Annotated in this window: 13 protein-coding genes; 10 read left to right on the forward strand and 3 right to left on the reverse strand. The window is 73.0% G+C overall.

The window, feature by feature from the left end:
• Positions 1–6 precede the first annotated feature (6 nt).
• Entirely contained in the window at positions 7–1,371 is a 1,365-nt protein-coding gene (locus tag ACH01S_RS05380) for an ABC transporter substrate-binding protein (protein WP_067885985.1), read from the reverse strand.
• 102 nt (positions 1,372–1,473) lie between these two features.
• On the opposite strand from ACH01S_RS05380, the gene gcvPA reads away from it, so the two are divergent.
• From gcvPA to ACH01S_RS05415, 7 genes are all read left to right on the forward strand, one after another.
• Positions 1,474–2,838 carry an aminomethyl-transferring glycine dehydrogenase subunit GcvPA gene (gene gcvPA / locus ACH01S_RS05385; RefSeq protein WP_067885986.1) on the forward strand — a complete coding sequence of 455 codons (1,365 nt, stop codon included), beginning with the start codon at positions 1,474–1,476 and terminating at the stop codon, positions 2,836–2,838.
• Positions 2,835–4,409, forward strand: coding sequence for an aminomethyl-transferring glycine dehydrogenase subunit GcvPB (gene gcvPB, locus ACH01S_RS05390; RefSeq protein ID WP_174564857.1), 1,575 nt, complete (start codon positions 2,835–2,837; stop codon positions 4,407–4,409). The genes gcvPA and gcvPB overlap by 4 nt, the downstream gene beginning before the upstream one ends.
• Positions 4,410–4,416: 7 nt before the next feature.
• Positions 4,417–5,520: an ATP-NAD kinase family protein gene (locus ACH01S_RS05395; protein ID WP_067885987.1), complete on the forward strand. Its 1,104-nt coding sequence runs from the start codon at positions 4,417–4,419 to the stop codon at positions 5,518–5,520.
• 24 nt (positions 5,521–5,544) lie between these two features.
• On the forward strand, positions 5,545–6,309 hold the full coding sequence (locus tag ACH01S_RS05400) for an SDR family NAD(P)-dependent oxidoreductase (protein ID WP_067885988.1): 765 nt from the start codon (positions 5,545–5,547) through the stop codon (positions 6,307–6,309).
• Between the two features lie 40 nt (positions 6,310–6,349).
• The gene (locus ACH01S_RS05405; protein ID WP_083980351.1) at positions 6,350–6,991 is read left to right on the forward strand and encodes a GntR family transcriptional regulator; all 642 of its coding nucleotides are present in this window, start codon (positions 6,350–6,352) and stop codon (positions 6,989–6,991) included.
• A gap of 74 nt (positions 6,992–7,065) precedes the next feature.
• Entirely contained in the window at positions 7,066–7,395 is a 330-nt protein-coding gene (locus ACH01S_RS05410; protein ID WP_067885989.1) for a TraR/DksA family transcriptional regulator, read from the forward strand.
• Between the two features lie 68 nt (positions 7,396–7,463).
• Positions 7,464–7,934, forward strand: a complete 471-nt coding sequence (locus ACH01S_RS05415; RefSeq protein WP_067885990.1) for a YfbM family protein — start codon at positions 7,464–7,466, stop codon at positions 7,932–7,934.
• A gap of 31 nt (positions 7,935–7,965) precedes the next feature.
• Here the strand turns inward: ACH01S_RS05415 and ACH01S_RS05420 are convergent, their stop codons facing one another.
• A complete protein-coding gene (locus tag ACH01S_RS05420) occupies positions 7,966–9,198 on the reverse strand; it encodes an acetyl-CoA hydrolase/transferase family protein (protein ID WP_067885992.1) in 1,233 nt (410 codons plus the stop codon).
• Between the two features lie 173 nt (positions 9,199–9,371).
• Here ACH01S_RS05420 and ACH01S_RS05425 point away from each other — a divergent pair, with 173 nt between their 5' ends.
• Together ACH01S_RS05425 and ACH01S_RS05430 are read left to right on the forward strand one after the other, a co-directional pair.
• Positions 9,372–11,735, forward strand: coding sequence for a phosphoketolase family protein (locus ACH01S_RS05425; RefSeq protein WP_067885994.1), 2,364 nt, complete (start codon positions 9,372–9,374; stop codon positions 11,733–11,735).
• The gene (locus ACH01S_RS05430; protein ID WP_306303232.1) at positions 11,723–12,835 is read left to right on the forward strand and encodes an acetate/propionate family kinase; all 1,113 of its coding nucleotides are present in this window, start codon (positions 11,723–11,725) and stop codon (positions 12,833–12,835) included. Before ACH01S_RS05425 ends, ACH01S_RS05430 begins: the two co-directional genes overlap by 13 nt.
• A gap of 51 nt (positions 12,836–12,886) precedes the next feature.
• Here ACH01S_RS05430 and ACH01S_RS05435 read toward each other — a convergent pair whose 3' ends face one another.
• Complete coding sequence (locus tag ACH01S_RS05435) at positions 12,887–13,342, reverse strand: pyridoxamine 5'-phosphate oxidase family protein (RefSeq protein WP_067885998.1); 456 nt, start codon at positions 13,340–13,342, stop codon at positions 12,887–12,889.
• Positions 13,343–13,490: 148 nt separating this feature from the next.
• On the opposite strand from ACH01S_RS05435, the gene ACH01S_RS05440 reads away from it, so the two are divergent.
• Positions 13,491–13,994, forward strand: coding sequence for a GNAT family N-acetyltransferase (locus ACH01S_RS05440; RefSeq protein ID WP_067886000.1), 504 nt, complete (start codon positions 13,491–13,493; stop codon positions 13,992–13,994).
• Positions 13,995–14,001: the final 7 nt, after the last annotated feature.

Here is a 14,001-nt window from a genome sequence, read left to right on the forward strand (position 1 = left end):
GGGGCGTTACCCGGCGATCGGGCGGCCGGTGGCGGCGGCGATCTGCCGGGCGGCCGAGCCCAGGGCCGCCTTGGGATCCTTGCCGTGCAGCAGGATCCCGGAGATGGCGCGGTTGACGATGTCCCTCGCCTTCGGCCCGTCCTTGGTGTCCTCGACGGGGGGCACGGCGTCCGCGAGGTCGGCGAAGACCTTGAAGACGGGTTCGCCGCCGTAGTAGGGCTGCGGCGCGGTGATGAACGGGTCCTGCAGCGCGGGCAGGTAGGCGGGGAAGAGCCCCTCGTTGGTCAGCATGGAGACCTGGTTCGCGGCGTCGGCGAGGACGAACTCGACGAACGCCCACGCCGCCGACGCGTTCGCGCTGCGGCCGCTGACCGCGAGGGTCGAGCCGCCGTCGTTGGACGTCCTCACCCCGCCGGGGTCGAACGCGGGCAGCGGGACGACGCCGAACTTGCCCTTGAGTTCCTTCATCTCGTCGGTGAGCGTGCCCGACCACCACACGGCGTAGGGCGTGGTGGCGACCTTGCCCGCCTTGGTGGCGGCGATCAGGCCGTCCCAGCCCGTCTCGAAGGCGATGAGGTCCTTGTCGGCGAGCGTCTTGAGTAACGTCGCGGCGCGGACGGCCTGCCGGTCGGCGACGACGATCTCGCCGTTCCGGACGTAGCGCTGCCCCTGCTGCTGGAGGAGCATCGGGAACAGGCTGTCCTCCTGGGGGTCCATGACGAGCAGCTTCTTGCCGGTCGCGGACTTGATCCGCTCCCCGGCGCGGACGTAGTCGTCCCAGGTCGCGAGGGAGTTCGGGGCGATCCCCGCCGACTCGAACATGTCGGTGCGGTAGTAGAGGGCGCACGGCCCGGCGTCCCAGGGGAGCGCGAAGACCCTGCCGTTCTCGTCGGTGACGTCCTTCCAGGCGGCGGGCGCGAACCGCGTCCTGTGCCGGGCGGCGAGGGAGGTCAGGTCGTACAGGCCGCCGGGGAAGACGCCGATGTAGCCGGGCAGCCTGCTGCCTTCGACGGTGAGGACGTCGGGCAGGCCCTTCCCCGACTTGAGGCCGACGGTGATCTTGTCGTAGGCGTTGTCGTAGCCGATGTCGACGACCTCGACCCGCGCCGCCGGGTGCCGCCGCTCGAAGGACGGCGCCAGCCGCTTGAGTGCCTTGGCCGCGACGTCCCACGACCAGACGCCGACCGTGCCCTTGACCGCGGCCGACCCGCCCGCCGTCAGCGTCGGGCCCGCCTTCTTGACGCCGCCCCCGGTGGCGCAGCCGGCGGCCGCGAGGAGCGCCGAGGCGGCTCCGGCGGCTCCGGCGGTCAGGATGGTCCGGCGTCCGACGCGCGGTCCGCCCGGCGCGGTCCGCTCGGGGCTCGTCGCCATCTTGCCTCCCAGGCTCGGTCGGGATAATGCTGTATACAGCACACTGCATCATGTGTTTTCGTCAAGAGGCCGGGTGCGAAAGCCACGAAAGCGAGGGAGCGCGTGGGCGTTCACCCGTACATCCCGAACGCCGTGCCGGAGGTCAGGCGGCAGATGCTCGCGGCCGCGGGCGCGTCGAGCGTCGAGGACTTCTACGCCGACGTGCCCGAGAGCATCCGGCTCGGCCGCCCCCTGGACCTGCCTCCTCCGCTGCGGTCGGAGGCCGAGCTCGTCCGGCACGTCGGCGGGATGCTCGCCGCGAACACCAGCGCCTCCGACGCGCTGAGCTTCCTGGGCGCCGGCTGCTACCGGCACCACGTCCCGGCCGTGGTCGACGAAGTGGTGGACCGCAGCGAGTTCCTCACCGCGTACGCGGGCGAGCCGTATGAGGACCACGGCCGCTTCCAGGCGCTCTGGGAGTACCAGTCGCTGATGGGCGAACTGCTGGAGATGGACGTCGTGACCGTCCCCGTCTACGACGGCCACCAGGCGGCCGCCACCGCGCTGCGGATGGCCGGGCGGATCACCGGCGCCCGGCGGCTGGTCCTCGCCACCGCCGCCGACCCGGACAGGCTCTCGAAGATCGAGGACTACGTCCGGCCCGTCCACGACGTGGCGGTCGTGCCGGTGGACCCGCGCACCGGGCTCGCCGACGTCGCGGCGGTGCGCGCGGAACTGGCGTCCGGCGACGTCGCGGCCGTGTTCGCGGAGGCGCCCTCGGCCTCCGGGATCATCGACCCGGCGCTCCCGTCGCTGGCCGGGCTCGCGCACGACGCGGGCGCCTTGTACGTCGTCGGCTGCAACCCGATCTCGCTCGGTGTGGTCGCACCGCCGTCGGCCTACGGCGCGGACATCGTCTGCGGCGACATCCAGCCGCTCGGGCTGCACATGAGCTACGGCGGGCTCAACGGCGGCTTCATCGCCACCGGCGACGAGGAGAGGTTCGTCGCGGAGTTCCCATCACGGCTGTTCGGGCTCGCGCCCACCGTCGTCGACGGCGAGTACGGCTTCGGGGACGTGGCCTACGAGCGCACCTCCTTCGCCGTCCGCGAGGAGGGCCGGGAATGGGTCGGCACCGCCGCCGCGCTCAACGGCATCGCCGCCGGCGTCTATCTCGCCCTGATGGGCCCGCGGGGGATGCGGGAGATCGGCGAGACGATCATGGCGAACACCCGGTACGCGCTGCGCGGGCTCGCCGAGGTGCCCGGCGTCGAGGCGCCGTACGCGGACGCGCCGCACTTCGCCGACTTCACCCTCGCCTTCACCGGCTCCCGCACCGCCGCCGAGGTCGGCGACGCGCTGCTCGCGCGCGGCATCTTCGGCGGCAAGGTCCTGTCCCGCACCGAGGCCCTCTACTGCGTCACCGAAGTGCACACCAAGGCCGACATCGACCGGCTGGCCGGCGCCCTGGAGGAGATCGCCCAGTGAAGCCCACCGGCCTCCCCGCCACGCCGGCCGCCGCGAGGATCGGCCCCAAGCCGCCGCTGCGCCGCTTCCACCAGGCCCGCTGGGACGAGCCGCTGCTGTTCGAGCTGGGCGGCCCCGGCGAGCGCGGCGTGCTGGTGCCCGCCCCGGACGTCCCGCCGGACGACACCCTCCCGGACGCGCTCCGCCGCGCCGTCCCGCCCGCCCTCCCGGAACTCTCGCAGCCGCAGGTGCTCCGGCACTACCTGCGGCTGTCGCAGGAGAACCTCGGCGTCGACCTCAACGTCGACGTCGGCCAGGGCACCTGCACCATGAAGTACAGCCCCAAGGTCAACGACCGGTTCGTCCGCGACCCGAAGGTCGCGGAGCTGCACCCGCTGCAGGACGAGCGGACCGTGCAGGGCGTCCTGGAGATCATGTACCGGCTGGAGGGCCTGCTGCGCGAGATCTCCGGCATGGACCGCTTCTCGCTCCAGCCCGGCGCCGGATCGGCGGCGATCTACGCCAACGTGTCGATGATCCGCGCCTACTTCGCCGCCCGCGGCGAGGCCGTGCGGCGCGACGAGGTCATCACCACGATCTTCTCCCACCCGTCCAACGCCGCCTGCGCGAAGACCGCCGGGTACAAGGTCGTCACCCTGTACCCCGACGCCGACGGCTATCCCGACATCGAGGCGCTCAAGGAGGCCGTCGGGCCGCGCACCGCCGCGCTGCTCATCACCAACCCCGAGGACACCGGGCTGTTCAACCCGCGGATCGAGGAGTTCGTCCGGATCGTCCACGACGCGGGCGGGCTGTGCGCCTACGACCAGGCCAACGCCAACGGCATCCTCGGCATCACCCGGGCCCGGGACGCGGGCTTCGACCTGTGCCACTTCAACCTGCACAAGACGTTCTCGACCCCGCACGCGTGCGGCGGTCCGGCGGCGGGCGCGTGCGGCGTGACCGAGGAGCTCGCCCCGTACCTGCCGACGCCGACCGTCGAGTTCGACGGCGAGCGCTACCGCCTGGACCACGACCGGCCCGCCTCCATCGGGAAGATCCGTCCGTTCTACGGCGTGGTCCCGAACCTGGTGCGCGCCTACGCCTGGATCATGTCCCTCGGCGGGGAGGGGCTGCGCGAGGCCGCCGAGACCGCGGTCCTCAACAACAACTACCTGATGGCGAAGGTGCTGGAGATCCGCGGCGCGTCCGCGCCCTACGCGGCGGGCAGGCCGCGGATCGAGCAGGTCCGCTACAGCTGGGCGCGGCTCGCCGAGGAGACCGGCGTGCACAGCGAGGACCTCGGCCGCCGCGCGGCCGACTTCGGCACCCACTACTGGACGAGCCACCACCCGTTCATCGTCCCGGAGCCGATGACGCTGGAGCCGACCGAGTCCTACTCCAAGGCCGACCTGGACGAGTACGCCGCGATCCTCGCCGAGGTGGCCCGCGAGGCCTACGAGGAGCCGGAGACCGTGCGGACGGCGCCGCACCGCTCGACCGTCCACCGCACCCGCGCGGACGTCCTGGAGGACCCGGCCACCTGGGCGGTCACCTGGCGTGCCTACCGCCGCAAGATCCTCGGCGAATGAGGCGGCGATGAGGCTCGGGCTGGTGGTGAACCCGGTCGCCGGGCTCGGCGGCCGGGTCGGGCTCAAGGGCAGCGACGGCGCGGACGTCCAGGCCAGGGCCCGCGCCCTCGGCGCGACGCCCCGGGCGGGCAAGCGCGCCGCGCTCGCGCTGGCGGAGGTGCGCTCCCGGCTCGGCGGCGCCGTCACCGTCCGGACGGCCGCCGGATCCATGGGCGCGGAGGCCGTGGCCGCCGCCGGGCTGACGCCCGAGATCCGCTACGAGCCCGGTTCGCCGACGACGCCGTCCGACACCCGGCGCGCCGCCGCGGCGCTCGCGCCGCGGGTCGACCTGCTGCTGTTCGCCGGCGGGGACGGGACCGCGCGCGACGTCCTGGACGCGGTCGGGCTCTCGGTTGCGGTGCTCGGCGTCCCGACCGGCGTGAAGATGCACTCGGCCGTGTTCGGCGTGGGCCCGCGCGCCGCGGGGGAGGCGGCGGCGCTGACGGCGTCCGGAACCGTGCCGCTCCGCGAGGCCGAGGTGATGGACCTGGACGAGGACGCCGTCCGCGCCGGCCGGGTCTCCGCCCGGCTGTACGGCCACCTGCGGGTCCCGGACGTCCCGGTGCGCGTCCAGCAGCGGAAGACCGGCGGCACGGTCGCCGACCCCGCGTCGGTCTCCGGCATCGCGGCCGACCTCGCCGCGCGCGCCGCCGGGCCCGGCCCGCTGGTCCTCGGCCCCGGCGGCACCACCCGCGCGATCGCCGCCGCGCTCGGCGCCGACGTCCCCGTCATGGGCGTCAACGTGCTGGCCGGCGGCCGGGTCGCCGCCCGCGACGTGTCCGCCGCCGAGCTGGAGGCGCTGGTCCGGGCGTCGCCGGCGTGGATCGCCGTGGCGCCGATCGGCGGGCAGGGGTTCCTGCTCGGCCGGGGCAACCAGCAGATCTCCCCGGCCGTGCTGCGCGCGGCGGGCCGCGACCGGCTGGTCGCCGTGGCGACCGAGGCCAAGCTCGCCGCGCTGGGCGGGCGCCCGCTGCTGGTCGACACCGGCGACGAGGAGCTCGACGACGAGCTGCGCGGCCACCTGCCCGTGCTGACCGGCCACGGCCGCACGGCCATGTACCCCGTCCGCTGACGCTGATCCGACGCTGGGAAGGACATGATCGTGAACTCACTGGAGGGCAGGACCGCCGTCGTCACCGGGGCGGCCGCCGGCATCGGGCGGGCCACCGCCGAGCTGCTGGCCCGCCTCGGCGCCGCGGTCGTGCTGGCCGACGTGGACGAGGCCGGCGGGCGGGTCGCGAAGGCGATCGAGGCCGCCGGCGGGCGCGCGGCGTTCGTGCGCGGCGACGTGTCCAGCGCGGCGGACTGCGCCCGGGTCGCCGCGGCCGCGCGGGACGCCTTCGGCGGCCTGGACGTCCTGTTCAACAACGCCGGCCTCATCCGCCGCTCCACCGTCTGCGAGATCAGCGAGGAGGACTGGGACCTGGTGATGGCCGTCAACGTGAAATCGATCATGCTGATGAGCCGGGCGGCGATCCCGCTGATGGCGGCCGCCGGGGGCGGCAGCATCATCAACGCGGGCTCCGGCTGGGGCGTCCGGGGCGGCGCGCGTGCCGTGTCGTACTGCGCGTCCAAGGGCGCCGTCGTCAACATGACGAGGGCGATGGCGATCGACCACGGGCCGCAGAACATCCGGGTCAACTGCGTGTGCCCGGGCGACACCGCCACCGGCATGCTGGCCGAGGAGGCCCGCCAGCTCGGCGGCTCCCTCGAGGCGTTCTACGCCGACGCCGCGGACCGGCCGCTGGGCCGGATCGGCGACCCCGTCGAGATCGCGCACATGGTGGCGTTCCTGGCCGGCGACGCGGCCTCCTTCGTGAGCGGAGCGGTGATCCCCGTCGACGGCGCCGGGACGGCCTGAACCGCGGACCCGGCCGGGGCCCCTACGAGAGGATGACAGGATGCCGATCGACCGCCGCCCGCTCCGCGAGCAGATCAAGGACGAGATCCTCGACCGGCTGGGCAAGGGCGACTTCGCGCCCGACCAGCCGATCAACGAGATGGCGCTGGCCGCCGAGCTGGGCGTGAGCCGCACCCCCCTCCGCGAGGCGCTCATCGGGCTGGAGCGCGAGGGGATCATCGTCAGCGAGCGCGGCAAGGGGTTCCGCTTCGCGCCGATGAGCCCCCGCGAGTTCGACGACCTGACCACGATCGTCGCCGCGCTGGAGTCGCTGGCGCTGGAGCTGACCGACCCCGAGTACCTGCGCTCGGTCGCGCCGCGGCTGCTGGCTGAGGCCCGCGCCTTCTCGGCGCCCGAGGCCGAGCACGAGCTGATAGAGCGCTACGACGACGCCTGGCACGACCTGCTCCTGTCCGGCTGCCCGAACGAGCGACTGATGGACCTGATCACGTCCCTCAAGCTCACCATGCACCGCTACGAGCGCGTCGTGGTGGGCGACTCCGAGGTGCTGGAGCGCTCGGCCGAGGAGCACGAGCGGATCGCCGAGCACCTGGTCTCGATGGACGTCGCCGGGGCCGTGGAGGCGCTCAAGACCAACTGGCGGAGCGGCAAGGACAGGATCATCGCCCGCCTCACCGGCTGAACGCCTCCAGTGTCGTTTCGTGGACGGGCCGGAAGAAGCGGCGGCGGCGCGGGCGTTGTCGTGGTGTGGCTACGGTGGAGGAACGCTTGGTCGCCGACCGCGCCGCGACGCTGGAGCTGGTGGCGTCGCTGAGCGCCGACTGGGACGGTGTCGTCGACGCGGCGGCGCAGGCCAACGTGGACGACGAGCACGATCCGGAGGGCGCGACCATCGCGTTCGAGCGCGCGCGGATCGAGGCGTCCCTGGCCCGGGCCCGCGAACGGCTGGCCGACATCGACGACGCGCTGGGCAGACTCGGCGACGGCACCTACGGCGTCTGCGAACGGTGCGGCGGTCCCATCGCGGTGGAACGCCTGGAGGCGCGTCCGTCCGCCCGCACCTGCTTCGCCTGCGCCAGCGGCTGACCCCCGCCCCGGTGGCCGGAGCGGTCGTGCGAAGGCCGTGTCGGACCGGGCGCGTACGATCGCGGGCCATGCTGGGAGTGCATTTCGCCATCACCGGCGAGCAGGAGCGGGCCCTGCTGGCGGGGGATGAGGACGCGGTGGCCGAACTCCTCGAAGACCTGGAGGAGAACTGGCGGGACGACGACCTCAAGGTCGACACCGACAAGGCGTGGGAGGCCGTCCATCGCTGCCTGGGGGACGGCACGCTCGACTATGAGGGCTACCCGTTCTCGCATGCCGTGCTCGGCGGCCGTCACCTGCACACGGAGTTCTACGTGGTGCATGTGTCCGTGGCCGAGGTGAGTGACGTCGCGAAAGCCCTCCGGCCCCTGGGCAAGGACTGGTTGCGGCGGCGATGCGACGCCCTGGGCCTCACCGGCTCGGACGGGCAGCACGACGCCGAGGTCTTTGACTACATCTGGACGAACTTCGCAGACGTCCAGGACTTCTATCAGCGAGCCGCCGAGGCCGGCCGCGCGGTCGTCTTCACCGCCACCTGACAGGCGGAGGCGTCCGGCAGGCTCGGGGTGGTTAGTCGAGAGGGAAGCCCAGGCGGCGGCCTTGCTCGCGTAGGTCGTCGCGGGCGGACGGGTGGGCGACCTGGTCGACGATCTGCTGGGCCTGGGAGGCGGCGTCGTGTCCCCAGATCGTGGCGGTGCCCTGCTCGCTGACGATGTAGCTGTGCTGGAAGGACGTGACGGGCCCGGCGAGCCGGGGGATGACGGTGGAGACGTCGGCGCGGGGGTGCCAGGAGGGGAGCGCGATGACGGCGTGGCCGCCGGGGGAGTGCAGGGCGCCGACGACGAAGTCGGTCTGGCCGCCGAACCCCGAGTAAACGACTCCGCGCACGCGGCTGGCGTTGGCCTGGGCGTACAGGTCGACCTGCAGGGCCGAGTTCACCGAGATCAGGCGGGGCCGGCGGGCGATGAGGCTGGGGTCGTTGGTCTTCTCGGTGCGCAGCATCCGGACGCGTTCGTTGTGGTCGACCCAGTCGTAGAGTTCGCGGCCGCCGAACGCGAACGAGGCGGTGACGGGGGTCGTGGCGTCGAGCGCGCCCGCCTTCTCCAGCGCCAGGACGCCGTCGCTGAACATCTCCGACCACACGCCGAGGCCGCGGCGGTCCAGGAGGGAGGCGAGGACCGCGTCCGGGACGGCGCCGATGCCGAGTTGCAGGGTCGCGTGCTCGGGCACCAGGTCCGCCACGCGCCGGCCGATCCGGGTCGCGGTCTCGCCGGGCGGACGCGTCGCCGGTGTGGCCAGCGGTTCGTCGCTCTCGATGGCGTGGTCGATCTCGTCGATGGGCAGGACGGCGTCGCCGTAGGTGTAGGGCATGCGCGGGTTGAGCTGGGCGATCACGAGCCCGCCGCGGGCGCGGACGGCCTCGATGGCGGCGGGCAGGATGTTGACCTCGATGCCGAGCGAGACCGTCCCGCCCTCGGGGAGCGAGGTCTGCACGACGACGACGTCGGGAGGCAGCGGGTCCTTCAGGAGGTTGGGCACCAGCGACAGGCGGGACGGGAAGTACCGCAGGTTGCGGCGGCCGCGCATGCCCGCGCCGACGAACGGGGTCTCCAGGTCGACGCCGTCCCGGTCGGGCAGGTCGCCCTGGGCGTTCAGCATGAACAGCCGGTACTCCGGGAGCGCGTCGTCGAGGACCGCGAGGATCCGGCGCGGGGTGGCGAAGTTGCCCCCGGCCACCACCCGCGGCCGTCCCGGCAGGCTCGCCAGCACCGCACGGAGCCGCCCCTCCGAGATCACCCGCATCGTTCTCCTTCACGGCCGCGCGACGGACTGTCGTCTCACAGCGAATACCCCGGGATCTTGGTGCGCAACGGACCAAGGTCCTTTGCCGGGCCCGGCCGGGTGTGACCTTCGACCCTGCCCCCGCGCCGCCGCGGCGTGGATCGTGGAGGTCAACGAGCGCATTTGGAGGAGCAGTGACGTCCACGACCGCTGACCCCGTCCACACCGGGATCGAGCTGATCGACGCGTATTGGCGGGCGGCGAACTATCTGTCGGCCGGGCAGATCTACCTGCTGGACAATCCGCTGCTGCGCGTCCCGCTGCGGCCGGAGCACATCAAACCGCGGCTGCTGGGCCATTGGGGGACCTCGCCGGGGCTCAACTTCTGCTACGCGCACCTCAACCGGGTGATCAAGAGCCGCGACCTGGACATGATCTACGTCATGGGCCCGGGGCACGGCGGCCCGGCGGCGGTCGCGAACGCGTGGCTTGAGGGGACCTACAGCGAGGTCTATCCCCGGATCTCCCAGGACGAGGCCGGAATGCGGCGGCTATTCAGACAGTTCTCTTTCCCCGGCGGAATTCCGAGCCATGTCGCGCCGGAGACGCCGGGGTCCATTCACGAGGGCGGCGAGCTCGGCTATTCGCTCGCGCACGCGTACGGCGCGGCGTTCGACAATCCGGATCTGGTGGTGGCGTGCATCGTCGGGGACGGGGAGGCCGAGACCGGTCCGCTGGCGACCGCCTGGCATTCCACCAAATTCGTCGACCCGGTTCACGACGGGGCGGTGCTGCCGATCCTGCACCTGAACGGCTACAAGATCGCCAATCCGGCGGTGCTGGCCCGCGTCCCGGAGGACGAACTGGTCCGCCTCTTCGAGGGGTACGGCTACGCCCCCATCGTCGTGTCCGGGGACGACCCGGCCATCATGCACCGGGAGATGGCCGGGGCGCTCGACCGCGCGCTCGACGAGATCGCCCGCATCCAGCGGACGGCGCGGGAGGCGGGCGCGGCGGACCGGCCCCGCTGGCCGATGATCGTCCTGCGGACGCCGAAGGGCTGGACGGGTCCGAAGGAGGTCGACGGCCTCCCCGTCGAGGGGACCTGGCGCGCCCACCAGGTGCCGCTCGCGGGCGTCCGCGACAACCCCGAGCACCTCGCGCAGCTTGAGGAGTGGCTGCGGTCGTACCGTCCGGACGAGCTGTTCGACGCCGCGGGCCACCCGGTCGAGGAGGTCCGCGCGCAGGCCCCCGAGGGCGGGCGGCGGATGAGCGCGAACCCGCACGCCAACGGCGGGCTGCTGCTGCGTCCGCTCGACCTGCCCGACCCGCGCGAGTACGCGGTGCCGGTGAAGGAGCACGGCCAGGCGGCAGCGGAGGCGACCCGCGTCCTGGGCGACTATCTGCGCGAGGTCGTCGCGGCCAACCCGTCCAATTTCCGCATCATGGGACCGGACGAGACCGCGTCCAACCGGCTGGGCGCCGTTTTCGAGGTCACCGACCGGGTCTTCGGGGGCGAGCTGCTCCCCACCGACGACCACCTGGCCCGGGCCGGACGGGTCATGGAGGTGCTGAGCGAGCACCTGTGCCAGGGCTGGCTGGAGGGGTATCTCCTCACCGGGCGGCACGGCCTGTTCAACAGCTACGAGGCTTTCATCCATATCGTGGACGCGATGTTCAACCAGCACGCGAAATGGCTGAAGGTCACGCGGGGGCTGGCGTGGCGGCGTCCGATCGCGTCGCTGAACTACCTCCTTTCCTCGCACGTGTGGCGGCAGGACCACAACGGCTTCACCCACCAGGACCCCGGTTTCCTCGACGTCGTCATGAACAAGAAACCGGAGATCGTCCGGGTCTATCTGCCGCCGGACGCCAATACCCTCCTGTCGGTCGGCGACCATTGCCTGCGCTCCCGCGATTACGTGAACGTGATCGTCGCCGGAAAGCAGCCCGCCCCGGTCTGGCTTCCGATGGACGCCGCCGTCGCGCACTGCACGCGCGGAATCGGGATCTGGGAATGGGCGTCCACCGACGGCGGAGCCGATCCCGACGTCGTGCTGGCGTGCGCGGGAGACGTCCCGACCCTGGAGACCCTCGCCGCCGCCGACCTGCTCCGCCAATTGTTCCCGGAACTGCGCGTCCGGGTGGTGAACGTGGTGGACCTCATGCGGTTGCAACCGGTCGAGGAGCACCCGCACGGGCTGTCCGACACCGAGTTCGACGCGCTGTTCACCACCGACAAGCCGGTCATCTTCGCCTTCCACGGGTACCCGTACCTGATCCACCGGCTCACCTACCGCCGCGCCGGGCACCACAACCTGCACGTCCGCGGCTACAAGGAGGAGGGGACGACCACCACGCCGTTCGACATGGTCATGCTCAACGACCTGGACCGCTTCCACCTGGTCATGGACGTCATCGACCGCGTCCCGTCCCTGGGCGGACGCGTCGCCCACATCAGGCAGCGCATGGCCGACGAACGCCTCCGCCTGCGCGCCTACACCCGCGAACACGGCCAGGACGCCCCCGAGATCCAGAACTGGACGTGGCCGCAGTGAGGGTCCTCACCGTCAACCCCGGCTCCAGCAGCGTCAAGTTCAGCCTGGTGGAGGCCGACGACACCGTGCGCGCGCGTGTCGAACTCGCCACGGGCGGGGCGGACCGGGAGGCCGAGCGGGTGCTGGCCTCCGTGGCGCGGCTGCCGCGGCCCGACGCGGTCGGCATCCGCTTCGTCCACGGCGGCCGCGACCACACCCGTCCCGTGGTGATCGACGACGAGGTCGCCAAGCGCCTGCACGCGCTGTCCGACCTGGCGCCGCTGCACCAGCCGCTGTCGCTGTACGCGCTCGGGGAGATCCGCCGGGCCTTCCCCGACCTCCCCGCCGTGGCCTGCTTCGACACCGCCTTCCACGCCACCCTCCCGGAGGCCGCCGCGACCTACGCGCTGCCCGCCGAATGGCGCGAGCGGTACGGGCTGCGCCGCTACGGCTTCCACGGCCTGTCGCACTCCTACGCCGCCCGCCGCGCCGCCGAGCTGCTGGGCGCCGACCCGTCCGGCCTGCGCCTGGTCGTGTGCCACCTGGGCGCGGGCGCGTCGCTGGCGGCGGTGGCGGGCGGCAGGTCCGTCGACACCACGATGGGGTTCACCCCGCTCGACGGGCTCGTGATGGCCACCCGGGCGGGCGGAATCGACCCCGGCATCCCGCTGTGGCTGCTGGCGCACGGCGTCCCCGCCGAGGAGCTGCGGGACGCCCTTGAGCACCGCTCCGGCCTGCGCGCCCTGGCAGGCACCGGCGACATGCGCACGCTGCGGTCCCGCGCCGCCGCCCACGACGAACAGGCGGTCGCGGCGCTGGCGGTCTACCACCACCGGCTGCGCGCCCAGGCCGCCGCGATGACCGCCGCCCTGGGCGGGATGGACGCGCTGGTGTTCACCGGCGGGGTCGGCGAGCACGCCCCCGAGACCCGCGGGCGGCTGGTCGCCGACCTGGCCTACCTGGGCGCCCGGCTCGACCCCGAGCGCAACGCCGCCGCCCGCGCCGACGCGGTGGTCAGCCCGCCGGACGCCCCGGTCGCGGCGGTCGTCGTCACCGCCCGCGAAGACCTGGAGATCGCCGCGGGCACCCGCGCGGCCCTGCCCGGCGACGGCCGCGGGTGAGCTTCCGGCCGGTCGACGCCCCGGAGGAGCCGCCTGGCGGAACGTCGCGGGTCAGGTGGATTCGTCCGCGGCGGGGTCGACGTGTTCGACGGTGACTCCGCCCGGGTGCAAGGGGATCCGGCGGCCGGAGACGCGGTCGGGAAGCAGCCGCACGAAGGACGCCTCGGGCCATCGGATCCATGGGGTGAGGGGCAGCGCCCGGAGCCGTTCGACCTCCTCGGGGTCGGTGACGATCTCGGGCCGGCCGGTGACGAGGACGCTCCACGCGGTCCGGAGAGCGGGTTCGAGGTCGTCGGCCTCGAAGGTGAGCGGGCGCCCGGCGCGGACGGCGTCGAGCTTGGCTCCGGGCGCGGTCATGAAGACGAGGGTGTCCCCGTCCACGACGAAGTTGACCGGGAGGACGTCGACGATGCCGCCGTCCTCGGCCCAGGCGATGCGGCCGACCTGGACGCGGCGGACCAGCGCCAGGCAGGTGGCCCGGTCGAGTGTTTCCAGGGCGGTGCTCATATGGCCTCGATTCGGATGCCGGGCCGTGAGCGGCACGGCGGCGGCGCGTTTTCCCACCCTAAGCCGAGATCCCGACGGCCGCGTCGCGCCCCACCGGTCGGGGCCTCTCGATGATCATCAACCAAGGGGAATGGCCGATAATGGCGTTGTGAGCGGATATCTGGTCCGGCCCGCGCGGGCCGGAGACGGCGGTGGACTGGCCAAGGCGTGGTCGGACTTCGCGGAGTACTACCGGGAGATCGCGCCGGAGGCGGTCCAGACGCCGCGCGCCGACGGGCTCGCGGAGTGGCTGGAGGGCAAGCTGCTGAGCGGCGGCGCCGACGTGTTCGGGCGCGTGTGCGACGCCGGGGGAGAGGCGGTCGGGTTCGTCCGCGCCTCGTTCCTGCCGCCGCACGAGGACGCGGAACGGCAGGTGACGCGGGAGGTCGCGGTGCCCCGGGTCTACGTCAACGCCCTCGCGGTGCGGCGCGACCACTGGCGCGGCGGCGCGGGCACCGCGCTGATGAGGTCGGCGGAGGCATGGGGCCGCGAACGCGGAGCACGGCTGATCAGCCTTGACACCCTCGCCGCCAGCCCCGTGTCCGTGCCGTTCTACGAAAAGCGGATGGGCTACGAGAGGCACGGCATCATCTTCAGCGGGCCGCTCGGCTGAGCCGTCC

Origin of the sequence: Actinomadura chibensis NBRC 106107, assembly GCF_001552135.1 — a bacterium.
GTDB classification, from domain to species: Bacteria; Actinomycetota; Actinomycetes; order Streptosporangiales; family Streptosporangiaceae; genus Spirillospora; species Spirillospora chibensis.

Bases quoted from the DNA above. Each gene is read 5' to 3' on its own strand.
- ACH01S_RS05420 (WP_067885992.1), bottom strand. From the start codon at position 9,198: ATGCGGGTGATCTCGGAGGGGCGGCTCCGTGCGGTGCTGGCGAGCCTG.
- ACH01S_RS05435 (WP_067885998.1), bottom strand. From the start codon at position 13,342: ATGAGCACCGCCCTGGAAACACTCGACCGGGCCACCTGCCTGGCGCTG.
- ACH01S_RS05395 (WP_067885987.1), top strand. From the start codon at position 4,417: ATGAGGCTCGGGCTGGTGGTGAACCCGGTCGCCGGGCTCGGCGGCCGG.
- ACH01S_RS05400 (WP_067885988.1), top strand. From the start codon at position 5,545: ATGATCGTGAACTCACTGGAGGGCAGGACCGCCGTCGTCACCGGGGCG.
- ACH01S_RS05380 (WP_067885985.1), bottom strand. From the start codon at position 1,371: ATGGCGACGAGCCCCGAGCGGACCGCGCCGGGCGGACCGCGCGTCGGA.
- ACH01S_RS05405 (WP_083980351.1), top strand. From the start codon at position 6,350: ATGCCGATCGACCGCCGCCCGCTCCGCGAGCAGATCAAGGACGAGATC.
- ACH01S_RS05415 (WP_067885990.1), top strand. From the start codon at position 7,464: ATGCTGGGAGTGCATTTCGCCATCACCGGCGAGCAGGAGCGGGCCCTG.